The sequence below is a fragment of the Massilia antarctica genome (assembly GCF_015689335.1).
GTDB classification, from domain to species: domain Bacteria; phylum Pseudomonadota; class Gammaproteobacteria; order Burkholderiales; family Burkholderiaceae_D; genus Telluria_A; species Telluria_A antarctica.
This window is the reverse complement of the sequence record NZ_CP065053.1, coordinates 1,537,807-1,564,091: the sequence shown is the minus strand read 5'-3', so window position 1 is coordinate 1,564,091 and position 26,285 is coordinate 1,537,807. Positions and strand designations below refer to the sequence as shown.

Genomic DNA, 26,285 nt, shown 5'->3' with positions numbered 1-26,285 from the left:
AGCCCCTGGCTGCCGGACACGCGCCCCTGCGTGCGAAAGAGAACAGAACACAAGCCTCTTTATGTCGGATAATATCGGGTGTTATCGTCTCCGATATTGCCCTTACAGAACACATGCACACGATGGATTTAACGCGCGACGAACCCCGCGAAGGACGCCCTGCCACCGCTGCGCCGCACGCCAACGCGTCGGCCTTGCCGGCGCCGATCGCCAGCTGGCTGCAACGGGTCGAGGCTGCCGCCCACCCACAGCCCAAGCTCGACCTGGAGGTCAAGGATCCCAAAGTCGCCCAATACAAGTTCGTCTATGTCCTGGCCCCGACCAGCGGCGGCCGTCACGTCGCCCTGTGCCTGTGCAAGGCCCGCTTGCGCCCGAACGGCGAAGTGGCCGCCGCCAGCCCGGTCAGCGAAGTGTTTTCCCTGCTCTCGGCCCCGCCCGCCTATCTCGAAGGCGACGATGAAGACCTGGTGCGCTTCTTCATCGCCATGCGCAGCGGCGCCGCATCCCAGGGCGGCAGCGCGACCGAACCGAAAGGCAAGGTCGGCGCGATCCTCCTGCAAATGTTGCTGGAACAAGACAAATTGCTATGGGCGAATTCCTGGGCCGACATGGCCAACGGCTTGATCTACCCGCTCCAGGCCGGCCCCGTGCGCGAAGCCAACCTGGTGTGGCGCGAGGAAGGCCGCAGCGCGCGTCTCGGCTGGCAAGTCCAGCCCGCCAGCGGCGCGACCCACACCGCCGCCGACCAGATCGATTACATGCTGCCGACCGATCCGCCGTGGTATATCGATAACCTGTCCTGCGGCGCGCTCGCGCTCAACCGCGGCGGTGTCGATATTTCCCTGGCCGACTTGCAGGCGCTGGTGGCGCAAGCGCCCGCGCTGAGCGGCAATGACAAGAAGCGCGTCTCGCAACTGTTGCTGGCCCATGGCTTGCAGCAACTGATGCCCCTGCCCCAGCCGCTGATCCAGCGCTTGCGCGACGACGTCAAGCCGAATCCGCACTTGCTGCTCGATAGCGTGCCCCTGGCCGACGGATCGCACCAGCGCTGGCACGATTACGCCGTGCTGTCCTTCGATTACGACGGGGAGCGGGTTTCCTTCGACCCGGCCCAGCGCGTGGTGCGCCAGGTGGGCGACGTGACTGAAGTCATCGCCCGCGATATTGCGGCCGAGGCTGTCGCGCTGGAAGAACTCACCGCCCTCGGTTTCCGCAAACCGGGCACGCCGCCGCTCAATGCCCTGGCCGGCGCCCAGCAGCTGGAAAGCCAGGCGCACTGGCTGCGCTTTGCCGCAGGCGACCTGGCCGGCTTGATCGAGGCTGGCTGGCATGTGCAGAAATCGAGCAAATACCGCTACGACGTGGTCGCCGTTGAAGACTGGTACGCGGAGATCGACGAGCCGGCCGAAGCCGGCAACGCCTGGTTCGAACTGGAGCTGGGCATCGTGGTCAACCAGAAACGCGTACCCTTGCTGCCCGTGCTGGTGCAACTGATCCGCAGCGCCCCGAGCGACTTCGATCCCGAGGTACTGGCCGCCCACGGCGATAGCGACCAGATGCTGGCCACCCTGCCCGACGGCCTGCGCGTGGCGCTGCCCTGGGGCCGCCTCAAGCCGATTCTGAACACCTTGGGTGAACTTTATTTCAGCGACAAGATCAAAAACAAGGTCAGGCTCTCGACCCTGGATGCGGGCCGGCTCGAAGAACTGGCACGCGGAACCGCTTTGCGCTGGTTCGGCGGCGAGCAGTTGCGCGAAACCGGCCGCAAGCTGAGCTTGTTCGGTTCCGTACAAAAAGTGGCGCCCCCGGCGGGGCTCCAGGCCACCCTGCGCGACTATCAGGCAGATGGCCTGGCTTGGATGCAATTCCTGCGCGAGTATGACCTGGCCGGCATCCTGGCCGATGACATGGGCCTGGGCAAGACGGTGCAAACCCTGGCCCACATCCTGATCGAAAAGGAAGCCGGCCGCCTGACCCATCCGGCCCTGGTCATCGCGCCCACCAGCCTGATGACCAACTGGCAGGATGAAGCAGCCCGCTTTGCCCCCGACCTGCGCGTGCTGCTGCTGCAAGGCAAGGAGCGCCTGGAACAGTTCGACAAGATCGAGGAAGTCGATCTGGTCCTGACCACTTACGCCCTGTTGCCGCGCGATGAAGAAAAGCTGCGCGAGCACGAGTTCCACCTTGTCATCCTCGACGAATCGCATTACATCAAGAACACGCGCTCCAAGGCGGCCCAGAGCGCCGGCCTGCTGAAATCGCGCCACCGCCTGTGCCTGACCGGCACGCCGCTGGAAAATCACCTGGGCGAGCTGTGGTCGCAATTCCATTTCCTGCTGCCGGGCCTGCTGGGCGATGAGAAAACCTTCAACAACCAGTTCCGCCATCCGATCGAGCGCCAGGACGACCCGTTGCGGCGCGCACTGCTGAACCGCCGCATCCGCCCCTTCTTGCTGCGCCGGACCAAGGACAATGTGGCCAAGGAATTGCCGCCGAAAACGGAAATGGTGCGCAAGGTCGAATTGTCGGGCGCCCAGCGCGATCTGTACGAAACCGTGCGCTTGGCAATGGACAAGAAAGTGCGCGACGAGATCGATAAAAAAGGCGTGGCGCGCAGCCAGATCGTCATCCTCGAAGCCTTGCTCAAGCTGCGCCAGGTTTGCTGCGACCCGCGCCTGGTGAAAGCCTTGCCCGCCAAGAAGAAAGACAGCGGTTCCGCCAAGCTGATCGATCTGATGCAAATGGTCGACGATTTGCTGGAAGAAGGCCGCAAGATCCTGGTGTTCTCGCAATTTACCAGCATGCTGGCCCTGATCGAGGAAGAGCTCAACGCGCGCCGCATTCCGTACGCCTTGCTCACCGGCGACACCAAGGACCGCGCGGCCCAGGTCGCCGCCTTCCAGCAGGGCGCGGTGCCGATTTTCCTGATCAGTCTGAAAGCCGGCGGCGTCGGCCTCAACCTGACAGCGGCCGATACGGTGATTCACTACGATCCGTGGTGGAATCCGGCCGCCGAAAACCAAGCCACCGACCGGGCCTGGCGCATCGGCCAGGACAAGCCCGTGTTCGTCTACAAGCTGATCGCCAAGGGGACCCTGGAAGAGAAAATCCAGCTTTTGCAGCAAAAGAAATCCGATCTGGCCCAATCCATCCTGGCCGAAGGCGAGTCGCAAAAAATGAGCCTGAGCCAGGAAGACCTGCAAGCCATTTTCGCGCCGCTGGAGGAGTAGCAGGCCGGCATTCGTTCATGTACTTTCCCGCAACGGCGGGGATATACTATGGCAGTGTCAGTGTTGAGTGGGTAAAGAAAGCGTTCCATGAATATCGGTGTCAGTGAGGCAAGCAAGGGACCCGTGACGACCGGCGACATTGTGCTCATGGAACGGTTCCGAGCCATTGCCGAGTTGCGTGGCGACGTCGCCTGGGTCGTGGACTGTAGCTCCGGCATGCTGTCGTACATCAGCCCGTCGGTCCGGACGATGCTCGGATATGCCCCGAGAGATTTCATCGCGCAATTTTCCACGCGTGAAGCGAATACGCCGCTCGCCGTCTTGTGCGCGGGATTGCCTGAACGCCTGGCCCGTTTTAACGCGGGCGACCAGAGCCGGCGCGCCCTCGTGCGTTATTTCGACCAGCCGCGGCCCGATGGCAGCACGGTGCCCATCGAGGTGCATTCCACCCTGCTGACGGACGCCGACGGCAAGCCGGACGCGCTGGTCGGGGTGCTGGTCGATGCCAGCGCCGCGCGCGACCGCATCGAGCGGCAGCGCCGTTTTGCGAGCATGCTGAACCATGAGTTCCGTACGCCCTTGTCGACCATCGACGGCGCCATCCAGCGCCTCGAAGCGACCGGCGCCCAGGCCGACGAGCCGACCCGTCTGCGCTACCGCAAGATCCAGGCGGCCGTCGACCGGCTGATCGGCATGCTGGACGAGCACCTGTCGCCCGATCGCATGGACGAGATCGGCGGTACGCGCCCGCCCGACACCGTGGCGCCGGAAGCGCTGCTGCGGGAAAGTGCCGCCCTGATTACCGCCGCGGGCGGTAGCGCGCTGGTCGAGTGCGATGGTTTGCCGCCCTTGATCCGGGTTCAGCCTTACGGCATGCGTCTCGCCCTCAAAGTGCTGGTGGACAACGCGTTGCAGTATTCTCCGCCCGGACAGCCGGTCGTCCTGTCCGGTCACGCTACGGTGGACGGTATCGAACTGTCGGTGCGCGACCATGGTGATGGCGTGCCGGATGCCGAGAGCGCGACGATTTTCGGCAAGGCTTGTCGGGGCAGTAATGCCGTGGGACAAGGTTCCGGTCTGGGCTTATATCTGGCGCGTTCCGTGATCGAGGTACATGGAGGCACCATCGGTGTCCAAAATGTGACACCATCGGGCGCCTTGTTCAAAATCTGCCTTCCCGCGCAACGAGCGGCGGGGAAAAGAGTTGCGCCAGAAGGGTGCAACAGTGATAATTCCGCTAATCAACACACAAGGGAAGGCGCCGCGCGCAAGTAAGGAAACGATGCACGGGGTAATGAAATGAAGAAAATGGCCAACCCATGACGCAGATATTGATTGTTGAGGACAACGGCGACTATGCCGGCGATATGGCGGAGTTCCTGACGGAGCTCAACCATGAAGTGATGGTCGCGACCACCGCCGCCGACATGTGGGCCGCGCTGACCAAGACCCCGACCGCCGTGGTCGTGCTCGATCTCGGCTTGCCGGATGAAGATGGTTTCAATGTCATTCCGCGCATGCGCCAGCTGTATCCCGAAATCGGCCTGCTGGTGCTGACCGGGCGGGTCGCCTTCGACAACCGCATTCTCGGTCTGCGCCTGGGCGCCGATCATTACCTGACCAAGCCGATCAAGTTTCCGGAGCTGGCCGCCCATATCGAGGCGCTGGACCGGCGCGTGCGCCCGCCCGAGCCGGCAGCTCAATTGCCGAGCAAGTGGACCTTGCGAGTCAGTGCGCGTCAGCTCGAACTGATGGGTGCGGTGGTCGACCTGACCGAAAAAGAGTGCAACTTCCTGCACTTGCTCACGCTCAACACGCGCCCCGTGCCACGCCAGGTGATCGTGGCCGGCATGGGCGGCGATGATCCCGATGCCAGCCGCCGGGTCGACATGCTGGTCTACCGCCTGCGCAAGAAAGCCCGCACGGGCCTGGGCCAGGACTTGCCACTGCGCAGTGCCTACGGCGAAGGCTACAGCTTGTCCGCCGGTTTCACCCTGGCGTAAGCCAGTCCACAGACCACGCGCACAAACGAAGCTTTCCCTCGGCTCCGTCATCCCCGGCCCAGGCGGCCCCCCTTGGCGGGTATCCAAGGCACCTCAGCCAAGCGCTAAAAATCAGGGACATAGTCATCCGCGATCTTGGAGAGCCCTTTTTCAATGAGGGACAGAGCGGGCGCATTTGCGTAAAATGTCACGCTCCGCCCCTTCTTTCATACCGCCATGGCCCGCCTTCCCCGCCTTGTCCTCCCCAACCAGCCGCACCACATCATCCAGCACGGCAACGACCGCCAGCTGATCTTTCGCGAAAGCGAGGATTACCAGCGCTTCCTCGGCTGGCTGAAGGAAAGCGCCAGGGAATTCAAGGTCGCCGTTCACGCCTACGTGCTGATGCCCAACCACCTGCACCTGCTCGCTTCGCCGTCGACGGCGGAAGGCCTGGCGCAAACCATGCAGCGGGTGGGCCGCTACTACGTTCCCTGGTTTAACGCCAAGTACGGACGCAGTGGCAGCCTGTTCCAGGGACGCTTCAAAACCTCGCTGATCGATGCCGCCGCCTATTTCCTGCTCTGCAGCCGCTATATAGAACACAACCCGGTGCGCAACGAGCTTGTGTCCGATCCCGTGAATTACCCCTGGTCGAGCTACGCCCACCATGCCGGCGCCCAGCCCGACAGCCTGATCACTGACCATGCGCTCTATTGGGCGCTGGGTAACACCCCCTTCCAGCGCGAAGCGGCTTACATCGAGCTGAGCCGGCCAACCCTCACGCGCGAGCAGCTGGACCAGATCAACGCCGCCGTGCTCAAGGGCTGGCCGCTGGGCTCCGATGCTTTTAAGACAGAATTGCAACACCGCGCCAAGCGCCAGGTATTGCCTGCAAAGCGAGGCCGACCGTTCAAAATCAAGGCTCCCGCCCCTTGAAAACGCCCGCTGGGCGTTTTTTTTCGCCTGTCAGAAACGCCAGAAAGCCTTGTTCCAGCTAAGCAGAATGGATAAACGCAAAAACAGGATAACTGTGTCCCTATTTAATTTTATGAGCGACGCAATATCAATTAATTCGACTCTGACCCTAATTAATCCTATTGCCGTTTCTGCTGCATTGCACTAACCTTGGTCTTCGACTTTCAAAAGCTGTGGAGAATGCGCATGATTGCCCAAGGTTTGTACGATCCGTCCAATGAACACGATGCCTGCGGCGTTGGTTTCATCGCCCACATCAAGGGCAACAAGAGCCATTCCATCATCGAGCAGGGCCTGTTGATCCTGAAAAACCTCGATCACCGGGGCGCCGTCGGCGCCGACAAGCTGATGGGCGACGGCGCCGGCATCCTGATCCAGATCCCGGACCAGTATTTCCGCGACGAGATGGCGAAACAGGGTGTGGAACTGCCTCCACCGGGCGAATACGGGGTCGGCATGGTGTTCCTGCCGAAAGAAAACGCATCGCGCATCGCTTGCGAGCAAGAAATTGAACGCGCCGTGCGCATCGAAGGCCAGGTCGTGCTCGGCTGGCGCAATGTGCCGCTCGACGACACCATGCCGATGTCGCCTACCGTGCGCGGCAAGGAACCGGTGATCCGCCAGATTTTCATCGGCCGCGGCCCGGACATCATGGTCACCGACGCGCTCGAACGTAAGCTGTACGTGATCCGCAAGTCGTCCGGCCACGCGATCCAGGCGTTGAAACTCTTGCACGGCAAGGAATTCTTCGTGCCATCGATGTCGGCGCGCACCATCGTCTACAAGGGCTTGCTGCTGGCCGACCAGGTGGGCGTCTATTACAAGGACTTGCAAGACCCGCGCTGCATTTCGGCGCTGGCGCTGGTGCACCAGCGTTTCTCGACCAACACGTTCCCCGAATGGCCGCTGGCCCACCCCTACCGCCTGATCGCCCACAACGGCGAGATCAACACCGTCAAGGGCAACTTCAACTGGATGCGCGCGCGCGAAGGCGTGATGAAGTCGGCCGTGCTGGGCGACGACCTGCAAAAGCTGTTCCCGCTGATCTATGAAGGCCAGTCCGACACCGCCTGCTTCGACAACGCCCTCGAACTGCTGATCATGGCCGGCTACCCGATCGCCCAGGCCATGATGATGATGATCCCGGAAGCCTGGGAAAATCACACGATGATGGACGACAACCGCCGCGCTTTCTACGAATACCACGCCGCCATGATGGAACCGTGGGACGGCCCGGCCGCCATGGCCTTCACCGACGGGCGCCATATCGGCGGCACCCTGGACCGCAACGGCTTGCGTCCGGCGCGCTACATCGTCACCGACGACGACCTGGTCGTGATGGCTTCCGAATCGGGCGTGCTGCCGATTCCCGAATCGAAAATCATCCAGAAATGGCGTTTGCAGCCGGGCAAGATGTTCTTGATCGACCTGGAAGCGGGCCGCATCATCGACGACAAGGAATTGAAAGATACCTACGCCAACGCCAAGCCCTACAAGGCGTGGATCAATTCGGTGCGCATCAAGCTGGGCGAGATCAAGCTCAAGGAAAGCCAGCTCGGCCACAACCGTGCCAAGGATGCCGCCCCGGCCCAGGGCGAAAAAGCCCCGGCCTCCGTGCTCGACCGCCAGCAAGCTTTCGGCTACACCCAGGAAGACTTGAAATTCCTGATGGCGCCGATGGCCGTGCTCGGCGAAGAAGCCACCGGTTCGATGGGCAACGATTCGCCGCTAGCAGTCATGTCCAACAAGCTCAAGCCGCTGTACAACTACTTCAAGCAACTGTTCGCGCAAGTGACCAATCCGCCGATCGACCCGATCCGCGAAGCCATGGTCATGTCCCTGGTGTCCTTCATCGGACCCAAGCCGAACCTGCTCGACACCAACAACGTCAATCCGCCGATGCGCCTTGAAGTGTCGCAGCCGGTGCTCGGCTTCGACGACATGACGCGCCTGCGCACCATCAGCGCCCACACCGGCGGCAAGTTCAAGTCGTATGAGCTGAACATTTGCTACCCGGTCGCCTGGGGCAAGGAAGGCATCGAAGCCTCGCTCGCCTCCTTGTGCGCCGAAGCCGTGGACGCGGTCAAGTCCGGCCACAACATCCTGATCGTGTCCGACCGCGCCGTCTCGGCCGAACAGGTTGCCATTCCTGCCCTGCTGGCTACCTCCACCGTGCACCAGCACCTGGTGGCACGCGGCCTGCGCGCCTCCACCGGCCTGGTCGTGGAAACCGGCTCGGCCCGCGAAACCCACCACTTCGCCCTGCTGGCCGGCTACGGCGCCGAAGCCGTCCACCCTTACCTGGCCATGGAAACCCTGGTCGAACTGGCCCAGGGCATGAGCGGCGACCTGTCCGGCGACACTGCCATCTATAACTACACCAAGGCCGTCGGCAAGGGCTTGATGAAGGTGATGTCCAAGATGGGCATCTCGACCTATATGTCTTACTGCGGCGCGCAGATCTTCGAAGTCATCGGCCTGAATAAATCGCTGGTCGACAAATACTTCAAGGGCACCTCGTCCAACGTCGAAGGCATCGGCGTGTTCGAAGTGGCCGAGGAAGCGCTGCGCCTGCATACCCTGGCCTTCGGCAACGACCCGTTGCTGCTCGACGCCCTCGACGCCGGAGGCGAATACGCCTTCCGCGTGCGCGGCGAAGAACACATGTGGACGCCTGACGCGATCGCCAAGCTGCAACACTCTACCCGCAGCAACAATTTTTCGAGCTACAAGGAATACGCGCAAATCATCAATGACCAGAGCCGTCGTCATTTGACACTGCGTGGCCTGTTCGAGTTCAAACTCGATCCGAGCAAAGCCATTCCGCTCGATGAAGTCGAACCGGCCAAGGAAATCGTCAAGCGTTTCGCCACCGGCGCCATGTCGATGGGCTCGATCAGCACCGAAGCCCACGCCACCCTGGCCATCGCCCTGAACCGCATTGGCGGCAAGTCGAACACAGGCGAAGGCGGTGAAGATCCGTTCCGCTACACCAAGGAATTGAAAGGCATCAAGATCAAGCAGGGTGAAACGATGGCCTCCGTCATCGGCGAACAAAACGTCGTGGTCGATATTCCATTGCAGGAAGGCGATTCCCTGCGTTCGCGCATCAAGCAGGTCGCTTCGGGCCGCTTCGGCGTCACCGCCGAGTACCTGAACTCGGCCGACCAGATCCAGATCAAGATGGCGCAGGGCGCCAAGCCTGGCGAAGGCGGCCAGCTGCCGGGCCACAAGGTGACGGAATACATCGCCAGCCTGCGCTTCTCGGTACCTGGCGTGGGCCTCATTTCGCCACCGCCGCACCACGATATTTATTCGATCGAAGATTTGGCGCAACTGATTCACGACCTCAAGAACGCCAATCCGCGCGCCTCGATCTCGGTCAAGCTGGTGTCGGAAGTGGGCATCGGCACGGTGGCGGCCGGCGTGACCAAGGCCAAGGCCGATCACGTGGTGGTCGCCGGCCATGACGGCGGCACGGGCGCCTCGCCATTGTCGTCGGTCAAGCACGCCGGTACGCCATGGGAACTGGGCCTGGCGGAAACCCAGCAAACCCTGGTCTTGAATGGCTTGCGTAGCCGTATCCGCGTGCAGGCCGACGGCCAGATGAAAACCGGGCGCGACGTGGTGATTGCCGCCATGCTGGGCGCCGACGAGATCGGCTTTGCCACGGCCCCGCTGGTGGTCGAAGGTTGCATCATGATGCGCAAATGCCACCTGAACACTTGCCCGGTCGGCGTGGCGACCCAGGACCCGATTCTGCGCGCCAAGTTCTCGGGCAAACCTGAGTACGTGGTCAACTATTTCTTCTTCGTCGCCGAAGAAGCGCGCCAGTTGATGGCCCAGCTCGGCATCCGCAGCTACGATGAATTGATCGGCCGGGTCGACCTGCTCGACAAATCGAAAGCCATCAGCCACTGGAAAGCCCGTGGCCTGGATTTTTCCAATATTTTCTATCAGCCGGTGGTGCCGGTGGGCGGCGCCGTGCGCCAGGTTGAAGAGCAGGATCACGGCCTGGAAAAAGCCCTGGACCACAAGCTCATCGCCCAGGCCAAGGCGGCCCTGGAAAAAGGCGAGCGCGTCTCCTTTATCTCGCCGGTGCGCAACGTCAACCGCACCGTCGGCACCATGCTGTCGGGCGAAGTGGCCAAGCGCTACGGCCATGCCGGTTTGCCGGACGACACCATCCACATCCAGTTGCAAGGCACGGCCGGCCAGTCCGCCGCCGCCTTTCTGGCCGCCGGCATCACCCTCGACCTGGTGGGTGAAGGCAACGATTACGTCGGCAAGGGCTTGTCGGGCGGGCGCATCATCGTGCGTCCCAACACCGAATTCCGTGGCTGGGCGGTGGACAACATCATCGTCGGCAACACGGTGCTGTACGGCGCGATTGCTGGTGAAGCCTTCTTCAATGGCGTGGCCGGTGAACGCTTCGCCGTGCGCAACTCCGGCGCCACCGCGATCGTCGAAGGCTGCGGCGACCACGGCTGCGAATACATGACCGGCGGCACCGTCGTCGTGCTGGGCGCGACCGGCCGCAACTTTGCGGCGGGCATGTCGGGCGGCGTGGCCTATGTCTACGATCCGCTGGGCGACTTCGAAAAGAAATGCAACACCGCCATGGTCAACCTGGAGCGCGTACTCAGCACCAAGGAGCAGGGCGACCGCGCCGGCTGGCACAGCCAGAGCCGCGCCAGCGACCCGGAATCGGACGAAGCCATCCTCAAGCGCCTGATCGAACGCCACTTCAAGCACACGGGTTCGACCCGCGCGCGCAACCTGCTGGACGACTGGGCGACAGCACGTGCCAAGTTCGTCAAAGTGTTCCCGACCGAATACAAACGGGCGCTGGAAGAACTGCACAACAGCAGCATGGAAGAAGCGAACGACAAGATCGATGCGGTTGCCAAGATCGCTGCCTGAGACAGCCCGGGCGGGCACATGAGCCCCGCCGCATAGAACACAAGGAAAAACATCGTGGGTAAAATTACCGGCTTCATGGAATTCAAGCGTCAGGACGAGGGCTATCTCGAGCCCGCGGCGCGGGTCAAGAACTACAAGGAATTCGTGCTGCACCTGAGCGATCCGCAAGCGAAGGTGCAGGCGGCGCGCTGCATGGATTGCGGCATCCCTTTCTGCAACAGCGGCTGTCCCGTCAATAACATCATCCCCGACTGGAATGACTTGGTCTTTCACGGCAATTACCGCGCCGCCCTGGACAACCTGCACTCGACCAATAACTTCCCGGAGTTCACCGGCCGCGTTTGTCCGGCGCCGTGCGAGTCGGCCTGTACCCTGGGCATCATCAACGATCCGGTCGGCATCAAGTCGATCGAACACAAGATCATCGATACCGGCTGGGAACACGGCTGGGTGGTGCCGCAGCCGCCGGATAAGCTGAGCGGCAAGAAAGTGGCGATCATCGGTTCCGGCCCGGCCGGCCTGGCGGCGGCGCAGCAACTGGCGCGGGCCGGCCACGCCGTCACCGTGTTCGAGAAGAGCGACCGCATCGGCGGCCTGCTGCGCTACGGCATTCCCGACTTCAAGATGGAAAAGAGCCACATCGACCTGCGCGTGAAGCAGATGGAAGCCGAAGGCGTGACCTTCCGCACCAGCGTGCTGGTCGGCAAGGACTTCCCGGCCACGGTTAACAACTGGGCCAAGGAAACGATTTTCCCGGAAGACCTGGAAAAAGAGTTCGACGCCATCGTCATGGCGGGCGGCGCCGAGCAGCCGCGCGACTTGCCGGTCCCGGGGCGCGAGCTCAAGGGCGTGCACTTCGCGATGGATTTCCTGCCGCTGCAAAACAAGGTCAATGCCGGCGACAAGCTCAAGGACCAGATCAAGGCCAGCGGCAAGAACGTGGTCGTGATCGGCGGCGGCGATACCGGGTCCGACTGTGTCGGCACCTCGAACCGCCACGGCGCGCTGTCGGTGGCCCAGTTCGAACTGATGCCCCAGCCGCCCGAGCAGGAAAACAAGCCGCTGGTCTGGCCTTACTGGCCGACCAAGCTGCGCACCTCGTCCTCGCATGAAGAAGGGTGCGAGCGCGACTGGGCGGTGGCCACCAAGCGTTTCGAAGGCAAGGGCGGCAAGGTCGATAAGCTGATCGCTTGCCGGGTGGAGTGGAAAGACGGCAAGATGATCGAAGTGCCGAATTCCGAATTCGAAATGAAAGCCGACCTGGTGCTGCTGGCCATGGGCTTTGTCTCGCCGGTGCAACAGGTGCTCGATGCCTTTGGCGTGGAAAAAGATGCCCGCGGCAATGCCAAGGCCACCACCGATGGCGAGGGCTGCTACGCCACCTCGGTGCCGAAGGTGTTCGTGGCGGGCGACATGCGGCGCGGCCAGTCCTTGGTGGTGTGGGCAATCCGCGAAGGCCGCCAGTGCGCGCGTGCCGTCGATGAATTCCTGATGGGCGAATCGGTCCTGCCGCGCTAAAAATCGCTATCCTCTACACTCACCGTCATTCCCGCGCAGGTCCCAGTTTCTATGAAACTCCTCAAATCTCTGGGAACTGTGCAAAGTGCAAGGGCGCTTCCAAATGGCGCTAACCTAAGCTCCGTCATTCCCGCGCAGGCGGGAATCCATAGCACATTCGTATATCGACGGTGCTATGGGCTCCCGCCTGCGCGGGAGCGACGGTTTCGAGGTTTGTAGTCGCAAAGCTGCTCAAATTAGCGGCAAAGACTAGTTCCTGGAGAGGCGGGAATCCAAGTTCGGTCCGCTGCTGCCAACTGAGCGACGAACCTGGACCCCCGCCTGCGCGGGGGAGACGGCTAGTAAGCCAGCGCCAAAGCAGCGCTAAAGTGTCTCTTTTGCCCCTGTTTTGCCGCCGTTATATGCATGAAGTAATGTAAAGTTACATAAACGCATTGTTGAACATTGGAAATAAGTACGCCTTCGTACCAATCTTCCTGCCGCCCCTATCCCAACAAAAACAAGCACTTACGCTCGGAAATATCTGACCCGCCGTTCAGTAGTGTTGTATTCTCACCTCGCGCACCCATGGCCGATCGGGGGGCCGTCAGCAGAGATTGCCCTTTCTGCACTACAATACGGCATTCCCAAATATGAACAGCGCCGTGTCTAATCTTGTCGAAATCCGCGATCTACATTTTTCTTACGGTGACCGTTCGATCTTGTCGAACCTCCGGATGGACTTCCCACGCGGGAAGGTCGTGGCCGTCATGGGCGGCTCCGGCTGCGGCAAGACCACGGTGCTGCGCCTGATCGGCGGCCAGATCCGCCCGCAGAAAGGCTTCGTTTCGGTGGCCGGTGAAACCGTGCACGAACTCGATACCGACGGCCTGTACCGTCTGCGCCGCAAGATGGGCATGCTGTTCCAGTTCGGCGCGCTGTTTACCGACCTGACCGTGTTCGAAAACGTCGCCTTCCCGCTGCGCGAACACACCGACCTGCCCGAGGAACTGATCCGCGACCTGGTGCTCATGAAGCTCAACGCGGTCGGTCTGCGCAATGCCGCCAAGCTCAAGCCCGCCGAAATTTCCGGCGGCATGGCGCGCCGCGTCGCGGTCGCCCGCGCCGTCGCGCTCGACCCGGAACTGATCATGTACGATGAACCTTTCGCCGGCCTCGACCCGATCTCGATGGGCGTTACCGCCAACCTGATCCGCAGGCTCAACGATGCGCTCGGCTCCACCTCGATCCTGGTGTCGCACGATGTGCACGAATGCTTCGCCATCGCCGACTATGTGTACTTCATGTCCGCCGGGAAGATTGTGGCCCAGGGCACGCCGGCCGACATGCGCGTCTCGGAAGACCCTTACGTCAAGCAATTCGTCAACGCCGCGCCGGATGGCCCGGTGCCCTTCCATTACCCGGGCAAGTCGCTCGCCGAGGACCTCGGTCTGGGAGAACGCGCATGATCGCCAATATGCTGGCCAGGGTCGGCCTTGCCGTGCGTGAAAACATCGCCAGCGTCGGTTTCGCGACGCGCTCGTTTTTCACCCTGCTCGGCGTGACCCCCGGCGCACTGCGCCGTCCCGGCCTGATTTCCGAACAGATCCATTTCATCGGCAATTATTCGCTGGTGATCATCATCGTCTCCGGCTTGTTCGTCGGTATGGTGCTCGGCTTGCAGGGGTATATCACCCTGACCCCCTACGGCGCCGAACAGAAGCTCGGCCAGGTGGTCGCGCTGGCGCTGGTGCGCGAACTGGGGCCGGTCGTCACCGCCCTGCTGTTTGCCGGCCGCGCCGGCACCTCCTTGACCGCGCAAATCGGCTTGATGAAGGCCGGCGAGCAATTGTCTGCCATGGAAATGATGGCGATTAACCCGGTGCAGCGCGTGCTGGCGCCGCGTTTCTGGGCCGGCGTGATTGCCATGCCGATCCTCGGCACCATCTTCAGCGCCGTCGGCGTGGTGGGCGGCTATCTGGTCGGCGTGCAGCTGATCGGCGTCGATGAAGGCGCCTTCTGGTCGCAGATGCAAGCGAATGTGGATGTGCGGCATGACGTCGTCAACGGCATCATCAAGAGCTTCGTGTTCGGCATCGCCGTCACCTTCACCGCGCTGTTCCAGGGCTACCAGGCCCAGCCGACGCCGGAAGACGTGTCGCGCGCCACCACCCGTACCGTCGTGATCGCGTCCTTGACCGTCTGGGGTCTGGACTTCGTGATGACCGCGATGATGTTTAACTAAATACATGAATCTGGCGTAACGCAGCCGCATAACAAGAGTAAGGAAATCACATGCACCGTAAATCCATCGACGTCTGGGTCGGCCTGTTTGTACTGCTGGGTCTGGCAGCGCTGCTGTTCCTGGCCCTCAAGGCCGGGAATATGAGTACTTTGTCCTTCGGCAAGACCTACCTGGTCACCGGCAAGTTCGACAATATCGGCGGCCTCAAGCCGCAGGCACCGGTGAAAAGCGCCGGCGTGGTGGTGGGGCGGGTGGGCGATATCAAGTTTGATGACAAAACGTATCAGGCGCTGGTAACCTTGGAACTTGAAACGGGCTATAACTTTCCCAAAGATAGCTCTTTGAAAATCCTGACGGCCGGCCTGCTCGGTGAACAGTACATCGGTATTCAAGCAGGCAGCGACGATGCCAACAAGCTGGTCAATGGTGACCGGATTAACAGTACCCAATCTGCCACCGTGCTGGAAGACCTGATCAATCAGTTCATCTACAGCAAGGCGGCAGGCGGAAAGGAATAGAGCAATGACATTAACGAAGCCGAACCGCGCCCTCGACTGGCGCGCCCGCGCTGCCGCCCTGGTGGCCATTGCCGCCTTGAGCGGTTGCGCCACCAACAACCCGCGCGACCCGCTCGAGCCCTTCAATCGCACCATGTTCAAGTTCAACGACGCGATCGACCAGGCCGCGCTGAAACCGGTCGCGACCGCCTATAAAAAGGTGGTGCCGTCGTTCGTGCAGACGGGCGTGAACAATTTCTTCGGCAACCTGTCCGACGTTTGGACTGGCGCTAACAACTTGATGCAAGGCAAGGGCGAGAAAGGCATGTCCGACTGGACCCGCGTGGCGCTCAACTCGACCTTCGGCATCGGCGGCCTGTTCGATATCGCTTCCGAAGCGGGCTTGAAAAAGCACAATGAAGACTTTGGCCAGACCCTCGGCTACTGGGGCGTGCCGAGCGGGCCTTACCTGATGCTGCCGCTGCTGGGACCGTCCACCGTGCGCGATGCCAGCGGCTTGCCGGTCGACATGGCCGCCAACGCCTGGTCTTACGTCGATCCGACCGCGACCCGCAACGTCGGCACCGCGCTGCGCGTGATCGATGCGCGCGCCAACGTCCTGGACGCCTCGAACCTGATGGAGGAAGCCGCACTCGACCGTTACGAATTCATCCGCGACGGTTACCTGCAGCGCCGCCAGGGCCAGCTCTTCGATGGCGAAACCTCGCGCAAGGCCCTGAAAGCGGCCAGTGACGAGCCGGCCGACGCGAAGAGCATCCGCGCCGCCTATGCGGACGATGCGCCGGCTACCGCGTCGGCTACCGCGCCGGCTACCGCGCCGGCTACCGAGCCCGCCGGCGCCGCGCCAGCCGCCACCCCGACCGCGCCGGCGCCCACACCAGCGCCAGGCGACGCGCCCGCCGCACCGGCTGTGTCATCCGAAACGCCCTCGAAGTAGTTAACCGCTAAACTGGACCGTCGTCGCACGGTCCAGCCGGTCTGAACACAACCTTATCGAAAAGAGCTTATGAAACTGATTAAACACCTTATCGCCCTTGCGACCGTGGCCATTGCCACCAGCGCCACCGCTGCCGCCCCGGCCGAAGCGCCGGACGCGCTCGTCAAACGCATCAGCGCCGACGTGATCGACACCGCCAAAGCCGACAAGGATATCCAGGCCGGCAACCAGAAAAAGGTCATGGACCTGGTCGAAAGCAAGATCCTGCCGCACGTCGACTTCCAGCGCATGACCCAGCTGGCCGCCGGCCGTTTCTGGCGCGATGCGTCGCCGGAACAGCAAAAGCAGCTCTCGAACGAGTTCCGCACCCTGCTGATCTTCACCTACTCGGGCGCGCTGTCCCAGATCAAGAATGAAACCGTCGAGTTCAAGCCGCTGCGCGCAGCGCCGGAAGACAAGGAAGTCGAAGTGCGTTCGCAAGTGAACGTCGCCCGCGGCGAGCCGGTCACCCTGAACTACCGCCTGGCCCAGACCCCGGCCGGCTGGAAGATTTTCGACATCAACGTGCTGGGCGCGTGGCTGGTGGAAACCTACAAGGGTACCTTCGCATCGGAAATCAACAAGTCCGGCATCGATGGCCTGATCAAGACCCTGGCCGAGCGCAACAAGAAGCTGGCCGCCAAGCCACTGGCCAAGCCAATCAAATAAGATGGTTCAAACCAACAAGCTCGAGAATATCGATACCCTGACCGTGCACAACGCCAAGGCGGCACTGGTCCAGGGTTTCGATGCGATCAAGGCAGGCCAGACCGTGTTCGACTTCGGCTCCGTCAAGGTCGCCGATTCGTCCGCGGTCGCGGTCCTGCTGGCCTGGCAGCGCGCCGCGCGCACGGCCGGCGTGGTGCTGTCCTATGTCAATCTTCCGGACAGCTTGAAAAGCCTGGCCGCGCTGTACGGCGTCGATGCCTTCCTGGTGGACACTCCCGCCAACCTGCACCACCATTGATCCTGCCCCTGGGGCGGCGCATGCGCCTCCCCACATCCCCCGCCTGTAACTCCGGGCAACTCTGATTTCTCCGATTTCCCCTATAATTGACGGCTCACCCCGCAATGTCCGTGCATGCTGTATAGACATTTGCTCACTCAAAAAAGACGCATGACAGCGATTCAGATTACCAACGTCGAGAAAAGCTACAAGGCCCTCAAAGCCTTGGGTGGCGTCTCCCTGACGATTGAAGAAGGCGAGTTCTTCGGCCTGCTCGGCCCGAACGGTGCCGGCAAGACCACCCTGATCTCCACCATCGCCGGCCTGATCCGCCCCGATGCGGGCACGGTCGCCATTCACGGCCACGACGTCGTCACCGACTTTCGCGAAGCGCGCAAGAAGCTCGGCGTGGTGCCGCAGGAACTGGTGTTCGATCCCTTCTTCACGGTGCGCGAAACCTTGCGCCTGCAATCGGGCTACTTCGGCCTGAAAAACAACGACAAGTGGATCGATGAGGTCATGGGCAACCTGGACCTGACCAACAAGGCGGACGTGAACATGCGCGCGCTCTCGGGCGGCATGAAGCGGCGCGTGCTGGTGGCCCAGGCCCTGGTCCACAAGCCGCCCGTGATCGTGCTCGACGAGCCGACCGCCGGCGTCGACGTCGAACTGCGCCAGACCTTGTGGAAGTTCATTTCGCGCCTGAACCGCGAAGGCCACACCGTGGTGCTGACCACCCACTACCTGGAAGAAGCGCAAGCCATGTGCCAGCGCGTGGCCATGCTCAAGGGCGGCAAGGTGGTCGCGCTCGACACCATGTCGGCCCTGATCCGCCGCATCTCCGGCTCGCAGCTGATCGTGCACCTGGCCAGCGGCAGCCTGCCGGAGAGCCTGCGCCACCTGGTGTCGCACGACGAGCGTGACGCCGTTAATGGCAATAGCAATGGCAACGGCAACGGCGGCGGCATGAAATACAGCCTGCGCGTGAACGAATACGGCGAAGTCGAACACATCCTGGCGCGCCTGCGCGAGTCCGGCGCCGTCATCGACGAAATGCAACTGCAGCAGGCCGACCTGGAAGACATCTTCCTGCAGATTATGGACAAGGGCGCACTATGAATATGTTCTCGGTGGGCTTCCAGACCCTGCTCTACAAGGAAATGCTGCGCTTCTGGAAGGTCGCCACGCAAACCGTGGCCGCGCCGGTCCTGACGGCCATGCTGTACCTGCTGATCTTCGGCCACGTGCTCGAAGGGCACGTCAACGTGCGCGGCGTGAACTACACCGCCTTCCTGATTCCCGGCCTGGTGATGATGAGCGTGCTGCAAAATTCCTTCGCCAACTCCTCGTCCTCGCTGATCCAGTCCAAGATCACCGGCAACCTGGTGTTCATCCTGCTGCCGCCGCTGTCGCACTGGGAGATCCTGTCGGCCTACGTGCTGGCCTCCGTGGTGCGCGGCCTGACGGTCGGCGCGGGCGTGTTCATCGCCACCGTGTGGTTCGCCAAACTCTCGTTCGCGGCGCCCCTGTGGATCTTCGCGTTCGCGCTGCTGGGCGCGGCGATTCTCGGCACCATGGGCGTCATCGCCGGCATCTGGGCCGAAAAATTCGACCAGCTGGCCGCCTTCCAGAACTTCCTGATCATGCCCGCGACGTTTTTATCCGGCGTGTTTTACTCGATCCACTCGCTGCCGCCATTCTGGCTCACCGTGTCGCACTTCAATCCGTTTTTCTACATGATCGACGGCTTCCGCCACGGCTTCTTCGGCCAGTCCGACGTGTCGCCGTGGACCAGTCTTGCGATCGTGTCGGCCTTCTTCGCGGTACTCGCGGCAATCGCCATCAACCTGCTCAAGCGCGGCTACAACCTGCGCCACTAATCAGAGGAATTTATCGTGGCTACCACACCAGAACTCATCCACGGCTACATCAGCGCCGGTCTCGCATGCACCCACCTCGAAGTGGAGGGCGACGGCCAGCACTTCACCGCCGTCATCGTCTCGCCGGCGTTTGCCGGCAAGCGCCCGATCCAGCGTCACCAGATCGTCTACGCGGCGTTGGGCGACCGCATGCGCGAAGAAATCCACGCGCTGTCGATGAAAACGCTCACCCCTGAAGAATACCAAGGATAAAAGGATACATAAGCATGGATAAGCTCCAAGTGGTCGGAGGCAAGCGCCTCGAAGGGGAGATCGTCATTTCGGGCGCCAAGAACGCGGCCCTGCCGATCCTGTGCGCCGGTCTGCTCACCTCGGGCGACCTGGAACTGTCGAACGTGCCGCGCCTGCACGACGTCAAGACCATCCTCAAGCTGCTGGCCCAGACCGGCCTGAAGGTGACGCAGGACGACGAGAAGGTGACCCTCAACGGCAGCGCCATCACCACCCTGGAAGCGCCGTATGAGCTGGTCAAGACCATGCGCGCCTCGATCCTGGTGCTGGGCCCCTTGCTGGCGCGCTTCGGCGAAGCCAAGGTGTCGCTGCCCGGCGGCTGCGCCATCGGTTCGCGTCCGGTCGACCAGCACATCAAGGGCTTGCAGGCGCTCGGCGCCGACATCACCATCGAAGGCGGCTACATCCACGCCAGGTGCAAAAAGCTCAAGGGCGCGCGCATTCGCACCGACATGATCACCGTCACCGGCACCGAGAACCTGCTGATGGCGGCCACCCTGGCCGAAGGCGAAACGGTGCTGGAAAACGCCGCGCGCGAACCGGAAGTGACCGACCTGGCCAACCTGCTGGTCGCCATGGGCGCCAGGATCGAGGGCATCGGCACCGACCGCCTGGTGATCCAGGGCGTGGCTGAACTGCACGGCGCCAGGCACGCGGTGATCTCCGACCGCATCGAAGCGGCCACGTTTCTTTGCGCCGTGGCGGCCACCGGCGGCGACATCCTGCTCAGGAACACCCGCACCGACTACTTCGACGTGGCGCTCGACAAGCTGCGCGAGATCGGCCTGGTGATGACCATGGGTCCCGAATCGATCCGCGCGCAGATGGGCGGCCGTCCCAAGCCGGTCTCGTTCCGCACCACCGAATATCCGGGTTTTCCGACCGATATGCAGGCCCAGTTCATGGCCGTCGATACCATCGCATCCGGCAGCAGCCGCATCACCGAGACGATTTTCGAAAACCGCTTCATGCACGTGCAGGAAATGAACCGCCTCGGCGCCTCGATCCAGACCGAGGGCAACACCGCCCACGTCAAGGGCGTGGACCGGCTGGTGGGCGCGCCCGTGATGGCGACCGACCTGCGCGCCTCGGCCTCGCTGGTGATCGCCGCCATGGCCGCGCAAGGCACCACCATCATCGACCGCATCTATCACCTCGACCGCGGCTACGACCGCATGGAAGTGAAGCTGTCGGCGGTGGGCGCCGATATCGTCCGCATCAAATAAAGAACACATCGATGAGTACATTCAGTAACCCGGCCAATTCCCTGATCCTGGCGCTGTCGAAAGGCCGCATCTTCGACGACACCATGCCGCTCCTGGAAGCGGCCGGCATCACCGTCACCGAAAACCCGGAGACCTCGCGCAAGCTGATTTTGGCGACCAACGATCCGCACGTGCGCGTCATCATCGTGCGCGCGTCCGACGTGCCGACCTACGTGCAGTACGGCGCCGCCGATTTCGGCGTGGCCGGCAAGGATGTCCTGCTCGAACATGGCGGCGAAGGCTTGTACCAGCCGATCGATTTGAACATCGCCAAATGCCGCATGTCGGTCGCCGTCAACGCCGGCTTCGACTACGACAAGGCGGTGCGCCAGGGCGCGCGCCTGCGCGTGGCCACCAAGTTCGTCCAGACCGCGCGCGAGCACTTCGCCGCCAAGGGCGTGCACGTCGACCTGATCAAGCTGTATGGTTCGATGGAGCTGGCGCCCCTGGTCGGCCTGTCGGACGCGATTGTCGACGTGGTCTCCACCGGCAGCACCCTGCGCGCCAACAACCTGGTCGAAGTCGAAGAAATCATGGACATTTCCTCGCGCCTGGTCGTCAACCAAGCCGCGCTCAAGCTCAAGCGCGAGCGTTTGCAACCGATACTCGAGGCGTTCGAACGCGCGTCGCGATTGAACAACCAAGCTTAAATCACACAACCATGACCATTCAGATCCGCCACCTCGACTCCGCCCAGCCGGACTTCAAACAACGCCTCGAAACCCTGCTGGCCTTCGAAGCGTCCACCGATGAAGCGATTGAAAAATCGGTGGCGGCGATCCTGCATGATGTCAAACACCGGGGCGACGACGCCGTCCTCGAATACACCAACAAATTCGACCGCATTCCCGGCGGCGCCGCCAGCATGGCCGCCTTCGACGTGCCGCAAGCCGAACTGCGGGCGGCGCTGGAGACCCTGCCGGCAGCCCAGCGCACGGCCCTGGAAACGGCGGCCGAACGGATTCGCGTCTTCCACGAGCGGCAAAAGGAAGAACTGCGCGGCTTTACCTACACCGAGCCCGATGGAACGGTGCTGGGCCAGAAAATCACCCCGCTCGACCGGGTCGGCATCTACGTCCCGGGCGGCAAGGCCGCGTATCCCTCGTCGGTGCTGATGAACGCCGTGCCGGCCAAGGTGGCCGGCGTGGCCGAGATCATCATGGTGGTGCCGACACCGGACGGCGTGAAGAACCAGATGGTGCTGGCCGCCGCCGCGATTGCCGGCGTCACGCGCGTGATCACCATCGGCGGCGCCCAGGCAGTCGGCGCGCTGGCCTACGGCACCGCCACCATCGCCCCGGTCGACAAGATCGTCGGCCCGGGCAACGCCTACGTGGCCGCGGCCAAGCGGCGCGTGTTCGGCACCGTCGGCATCGACATGATCGCCGGGCCGTCCGAAATCCTGGTGCTGTGCGACGGCAGCACGGACCCGGACTGGGTCGCGATGGACCTGTTTTCGCAGGCCGAGCACGACGAACTGGCGCAGGCGATCATGCTGTGCCCGGACGCCGGCTATATCGCCAAGGTTGAAGCGAGCATCCACAAGCTGCTGCCGACCATGCCGCGCGCGGACACCATCCGCACCTCGATGACCGACCGCGGCGCGCTGGTCAAGGTGCGCGACATGCAGGAAGCGTGCGACATCGCCAACGCCATCGCCGCCGAGCACCTGGAAATCTCGGCCGAAGACCCGCAGCAGTGGGCCGACCGCATCCGCCACGCCGGCGCCATGTTCCTCGGGCGCTTTTCGTCCGAGTCGCTGGGCGACTACTGCTGCGGCCCGAACCATGTGCTGCCGACCTCGCGCACCGCGCGTTTTTCGTCGCCGCTGGGCGTGTACGACTTCCAGAAGCGTTCCTCCGTCATTTTCGTGAGCGAAGCGGGCGCGCAAACGCTGGGCAAGGTCGCGGCCGAACTGGCCTACGGCGAAGGCTTGCAGGCGCACGCCCGCAGCGCCGAACTGCGATTGCGACCGGCGCAATGAGCAACTGGCTCAATCAGGTATTTTGCGAGGATGCTTTGGCCGGACTGGCGCGCATCCCGGACGGTTCCATCGACCTGATTCTGACCGACCCGCCGTATAACCTCGGCAAGGACTACGGCAACGACTCCGACCAGCAAAGCGTGGCCGATTACCTGGCCTGGACCGAGCAATGGATTTCGAAGGCGCTGCCCAAGCTCAAGCCCAACGGCAGCCTGTACATCTTTTTGACCTGGCGCTTTTCGCCCGAAATTTTTGTCATGCTCAAGCAGCGCATGACGATGATGAACGAGATTATCTGGGACCGCCGGGTGCCGTCGATGGGCGGCAGCGTGAGGAGTTTCAGTTCGGTGCACGACACGATCGGCTTCTTCGTCAACCGCAAGGATTACTACTTCGACCTCGATGCGGTGCGCATTCCCTACGACGCGGCGACCAAGAAGGCCCGTTCGCGCTCGATTTTCGTGGGCGCCAAGTGGCTGGAAGTGGGCTACAACCCCAAGGATTTGTGGAGCGTCTCGCGCCTGCACAAGGAACATCCGGAGCGGGCGGATCATCCGACCCAGAAGCCGCTCGAGATCATCGAGCGCATGGTCAAGGCATCGTGCCCGCCGGATGGCGTGGTGATGGATTTGTTCATGGGCAGCGGCACCACCGCCATGGCGGCCAAGCGCTGCGGGCGCAATTTTGTCGGTTTCGAACTCAATGCCGCGTACTGCGAGATTATCGCAGCGCGACTGGCGTCGCCGCCGGAGCAGGAAATGGTCCGGAAGCGCAAACCGGCCAAGAAGACTGTGCAGGCTGAAAATGCTTAGCGTCGTTGCCACTACCACCATCGCCGCCAGCACCAGCGCTGTCGTTCCCGCCTCTACCTCCGTCGTTCCCGCGCCAAGGCGGCACTCGGCGGGAACCCAAGTTGGTCGAGCCGCCAGCGGCTACGGTACGGACTTGGGTTCGCGCCTTCGCGGGAACGACGGAGCTAAGAACGACGGAGCTAAGAACGACGGGCAATTTGCAGCAACCTATCAACCAAGGAGCAAAGCAGCATGAGTTTCATCGACACGCTGATCGCCAACACGATCCGTCCCGAGATCCAGGCCGACCAGGCCTACGTCGTCCCCGACGCCGACGGCTACATCAAACTCGACGCGATGGAGAACCCGTACTCGCTGCCTGCCCACCTGCGCGAAGAACTGGGCCATCGCATGGCCGCCGCGGTCCTGAACCGCTATCCGCTGCCTAGCAACGCCACGCTCAAACACAAGATCTGCGCGCGTCTCGGTGTCCCGGACGGCTACGACGTTATCCTCGGCAACGGCTCCGATGAACTGATCTCGATCATGGCCACCGCCGTCTCGGGCGGCGCGCGCCGTCCCGTGATCCTGGCGCCCACGCCCGGCTTCGTGATGTTCTCGCGCTCCGCCATGCTGGCCGGGGCGGACTTCGTCGGGGTGCCGCTGTGCGCCGACATGACGCTCGACAAAGCCACCATGCTCGCCAACATCGCCGAGCACAAGCCGGCCCTGGTATTCCTGGCCTACCCGAACAACCCGACCGGCACCCTGTTCGACCCGGCCGAGATGGTCGAGATCATCCAGACCGTGGGCAACAGCGGCATCGTCGTCGTCGACGAAGCCTACGGCCCGTTCGCGCGCACCTCCTTCATGGAGCGCCTGCCCGAGTTCGAGAACATGGTCGTCATGCGCACCGTCTCGAAACTGGGCCTGGCCGGCATCCGCCTCGGTTACATGACGGCCGCACCCAAACTCCTGGCGCAGTTCGAAAAAGTGCGCCCGCCTTACAACATCAATGTGCTCACCCAGATCGCCGCCGAATTCGCGCTCGATCACCTGGAGGTGCTGAACGACCAGGCTAGCTTGCTCATTGCCGCGCGCGAACAGCTGGCGGCCGACCTGGCCGCGCTGCCCGGCGTGACCGTCTTTCCGTCGGCCGCCAATTTCCTGCTGGTGCGTCTGCCCGATGTCGATGCGTCATGCGCACGCCTCGCCGCCGACAAGGTCATGGTTAAAAATGTGAGTAAAATAAACGGATTGGGCGGATGCATCCGCGTGACCGTGAGTACACCTGAAGAAAATGCTGTTTTCCTGGATGCCATCAAGGCATCGCTGACTTCGCACTAACCGAGCCTCCCATGACCCGCACCGCAGACATAACGCGCAACACCAACGAGACGCAAATCCGCGTCGCGATCAACCTTGATGGCACCGGCCAGCAAAAGCTCAATACGGGCGTGCCTTTTCTCGACCACATGCTCGACCAGATCGCCCGCCACGGCCTGATCGACCTCGATATCGAATGCGTGGGCGACCTGCATATCGACGCCCACCACACGGTGGAAGACACCGGCATCACGCTCGGCATGGCGGTGGCCAAGGCGATCGGCGACAAGAAGGGCATCCGCCGTTACGGCCACGCCTATGTGCCGCTGGACGAAGCGCTGTCGCGCGTGGTGATCGATTTTTCCGGCCGTCCGGGCCTGGAAATGCACGTGCCGTGGAAGCGCTCGATGATCGGCAGTTTCGATGTCGACCTGGCGCATGAATTTTTCCAGGGCTTCGTGAACCACGCGCTGGTGTCGCTGCATATCGATAACCTGCGTGGCGAGAACGCCCACCACCAGTGCGAAACCGTGTTCAAGGCCTTCGGCCGCGCGCTGCGCATGGCTGCGGAACTCGATGCGCGTTCGGCCGGGACGATTCCTTCGACCAAGGGTAGTCTGTAACCCTAGCACTGGTGCATGTTCCTGCCGCTATCTCCGTCGTTCCCGCGCAGGCGGGAACCCATAGCACCTTCTATTCGCCAAGGTGTTCTGGATCCCCGCCTGCGCGGGGAAGACGGTGGTGTGGTGAAGCCGGCGGCTAATGCCCGTTCTTCACAAAAAACCTGAATTGCTATGAATAAAATTGTTGTGGTTGACTACGGCATGGGCAATCTGCGCTCGGTGGCGCAAGCCCTGCGCGCGATCGCTCCCGAAGCCGAAGTACTCATTTCCGGCGACGTCGCCGATATCGATTCGGCCGACCGGATCGTCCTGCCCGGCCAGGGCGCCATGCGCGACTGCATGGCCAGCCTGCGCCAGTCCGGCGTCGAGGAAGCCCTGCTGCGCGCCGCCAAGACCCGTCCCGTGATGGGTGTGTGCGTCGGCGAACAGATGCTGTTCGACGTGAGCGAGGAAGCCGACACCCCCGGCCTGGGCCTGTTGCCCGGCAAAGTGGTGCGCTTCCAGCTCGATGGCCGCCTGCAGCCGGACGGCTCGCGCTTCAAGGTGCCGCAGATGGGCTGGAACCGCGTGAAACAAGTGCGCCAGCATCCGCTGTGGCAGGGTATCCTCGACGATAGCTACTTCTATTTCGTGCACAGCTACTATGTCCAGCCCGACGACACCAGCCTCACCGCCGGCGAAACCGATTACGGCGCGCCGTTCTGTTGCGCCGTGGCCCGCGATAATATCTTCGCGACCCAGTTCCACCCGGAGAAAAGCGCCGGCGCGGGGCTGCAGCTGTACAAGAACTTCGTTCACTGGAATCCTTGACTGTCATCGAATCACCCCGT

At 62.5% G+C, this 26,285-nt stretch carries 22 protein-coding genes; all 22 read left to right on the top strand.

Annotated elements, in window-relative coordinates; translation table 11 throughout:
• The first annotated feature begins 122 nt into the window (after positions 1-122).
• Positions 123-3,230 (top strand): DEAD/DEAH box helicase, encoded by a 3,108-nt coding sequence (locus tag IV454_RS07020; RefSeq protein WP_206092584.1) that lies wholly within the window; start codon positions 123-125, stop codon positions 3,228-3,230.
• An 87-nt stretch (positions 3,231-3,317) separates the two neighbouring features.
• Positions 3,318-4,505 (top strand): PAS domain-containing sensor histidine kinase, encoded by a 1,188-nt coding sequence (locus tag IV454_RS07015; RefSeq protein ID WP_229522105.1) that lies wholly within the window; start codon positions 3,318-3,320, stop codon positions 4,503-4,505.
• A 44-nt stretch (positions 4,506-4,549) separates the two neighbouring features.
• On the top strand, positions 4,550-5,233 hold the full coding sequence (locus IV454_RS07010; RefSeq protein ID WP_206090877.1) for a response regulator transcription factor: 684 nt from the start codon (positions 4,550-4,552) through the stop codon (positions 5,231-5,233).
• Between the two features lie 216 nt (positions 5,234-5,449).
• Positions 5,450-6,151, top strand: coding sequence for a transposase (locus IV454_RS07005; RefSeq protein WP_206090876.1), 702 nt, complete (start codon positions 5,450-5,452; stop codon positions 6,149-6,151).
• A 225-nt stretch (positions 6,152-6,376) separates the two neighbouring features.
• Entirely contained in the window at positions 6,377-11,113 is a 4,737-nt protein-coding gene (locus IV454_RS07000; RefSeq protein ID WP_206090875.1) for a glutamate synthase-related protein, read from the top strand.
• Positions 11,114-11,167: 54 nt separating this feature from the next.
• Positions 11,168-12,631, top strand: a complete 1,464-nt coding sequence (locus tag IV454_RS06995; protein WP_206090874.1) for a glutamate synthase subunit beta — start codon at positions 11,168-11,170, stop codon at positions 12,629-12,631.
• 644 nt (positions 12,632-13,275) lie between these two features.
• Positions 13,276-14,079, top strand: a complete 804-nt coding sequence (locus IV454_RS06990; RefSeq protein WP_082692586.1) for an ABC transporter ATP-binding protein — start codon at positions 13,276-13,278, stop codon at positions 14,077-14,079.
• Positions 14,076-14,855: a lipid asymmetry maintenance ABC transporter permease subunit MlaE gene (gene mlaE, locus IV454_RS06985; protein ID WP_206090873.1), complete on the top strand. Its 780-nt coding sequence runs from the start codon at positions 14,076-14,078 to the stop codon at positions 14,853-14,855. The genes IV454_RS06990 and mlaE overlap by 4 nt, the downstream gene beginning before the upstream one ends.
• Before the next feature lie 50 nt (positions 14,856-14,905).
• Positions 14,906-15,373 carry an outer membrane lipid asymmetry maintenance protein MlaD gene (gene mlaD, locus IV454_RS06980; RefSeq protein ID WP_054265274.1) on the top strand — a complete coding sequence of 156 codons (468 nt, stop codon included), beginning with the start codon at positions 14,906-14,908 and terminating at the stop codon, positions 15,371-15,373.
• Between the two features lie 4 nt (positions 15,374-15,377).
• Positions 15,378-16,310: an MlaA family lipoprotein gene (locus tag IV454_RS06975; RefSeq protein WP_206090872.1), complete on the top strand. Its 933-nt coding sequence runs from the start codon at positions 15,378-15,380 to the stop codon at positions 16,308-16,310.
• Positions 16,311-16,379: 69 nt separating this feature from the next.
• A complete protein-coding gene (locus tag IV454_RS06970; RefSeq protein ID WP_206090871.1) occupies positions 16,380-17,018 on the top strand; it encodes an MlaC/ttg2D family ABC transporter substrate-binding protein in 639 nt (212 codons plus the stop codon).
• 1 nt (position 17,019) lies between these two features.
• Positions 17,020-17,316, top strand: a complete 297-nt coding sequence (locus IV454_RS06965; protein ID WP_206090870.1) for an STAS domain-containing protein — start codon at positions 17,020-17,022, stop codon at positions 17,314-17,316.
• 150 nt (positions 17,317-17,466) lie between these two features.
• Entirely contained in the window at positions 17,467-18,414 is a 948-nt protein-coding gene (locus tag IV454_RS06960; protein WP_206090869.1) for an ABC transporter ATP-binding protein, read from the top strand.
• Positions 18,411-19,175 (top strand): ABC transporter permease, encoded by a 765-nt coding sequence (locus tag IV454_RS06955; protein ID WP_206090868.1) that lies wholly within the window; start codon positions 18,411-18,413, stop codon positions 19,173-19,175. The genes IV454_RS06960 and IV454_RS06955 overlap by 4 nt, the downstream gene beginning before the upstream one ends.
• Positions 19,176-19,190: 15 nt before the next feature.
• The gene (locus tag IV454_RS06950; RefSeq protein WP_054265269.1) at positions 19,191-19,427 is read left to right on the top strand and encodes a BolA family protein; all 237 of its coding nucleotides are present in this window, start codon (positions 19,191-19,193) and stop codon (positions 19,425-19,427) included.
• A 14-nt stretch (positions 19,428-19,441) separates the two neighbouring features.
• On the top strand, positions 19,442-20,692 hold the full coding sequence (gene murA, locus IV454_RS06945) for a UDP-N-acetylglucosamine 1-carboxyvinyltransferase (protein ID WP_206090867.1): 1,251 nt from the start codon (positions 19,442-19,444) through the stop codon (positions 20,690-20,692).
• Positions 20,693-20,703: 11 nt separating this feature from the next.
• The gene (gene hisG / locus IV454_RS06940; RefSeq protein WP_054265267.1) at positions 20,704-21,381 is read left to right on the top strand and encodes an ATP phosphoribosyltransferase; all 678 of its coding nucleotides are present in this window, start codon (positions 20,704-20,706) and stop codon (positions 21,379-21,381) included.
• A gap of 11 nt (positions 21,382-21,392) precedes the next feature.
• Positions 21,393-22,715, top strand: a complete 1,323-nt coding sequence (gene hisD / locus IV454_RS06935; RefSeq protein ID WP_206090866.1) for a histidinol dehydrogenase — start codon at positions 21,393-21,395, stop codon at positions 22,713-22,715.
• A complete protein-coding gene (locus IV454_RS06930; RefSeq protein WP_206090865.1) occupies positions 22,712-23,527 on the top strand; it encodes a DNA-methyltransferase in 816 nt (271 codons plus the stop codon). Before hisD ends, IV454_RS06930 begins: the two co-directional genes overlap by 4 nt.
• A 231-nt stretch (positions 23,528-23,758) precedes the next feature.
• Positions 23,759-24,853: a histidinol-phosphate transaminase gene (gene hisC, locus IV454_RS06925; RefSeq protein WP_206090864.1), complete on the top strand. Its 1,095-nt coding sequence runs from the start codon at positions 23,759-23,761 to the stop codon at positions 24,851-24,853.
• Positions 24,854-24,864: 11 nt separating this feature from the next.
• On the top strand, positions 24,865-25,455 hold the full coding sequence (gene hisB / locus IV454_RS06920) for an imidazoleglycerol-phosphate dehydratase HisB (protein WP_167086038.1): 591 nt from the start codon (positions 24,865-24,867) through the stop codon (positions 25,453-25,455).
• 171 nt (positions 25,456-25,626) lie between these two features.
• Positions 25,627-26,265, top strand: coding sequence for an imidazole glycerol phosphate synthase subunit HisH (gene hisH, locus IV454_RS06915; protein WP_206090863.1), 639 nt, complete (start codon positions 25,627-25,629; stop codon positions 26,263-26,265).
• Positions 26,266-26,285: the final 20 nt, after the last annotated feature.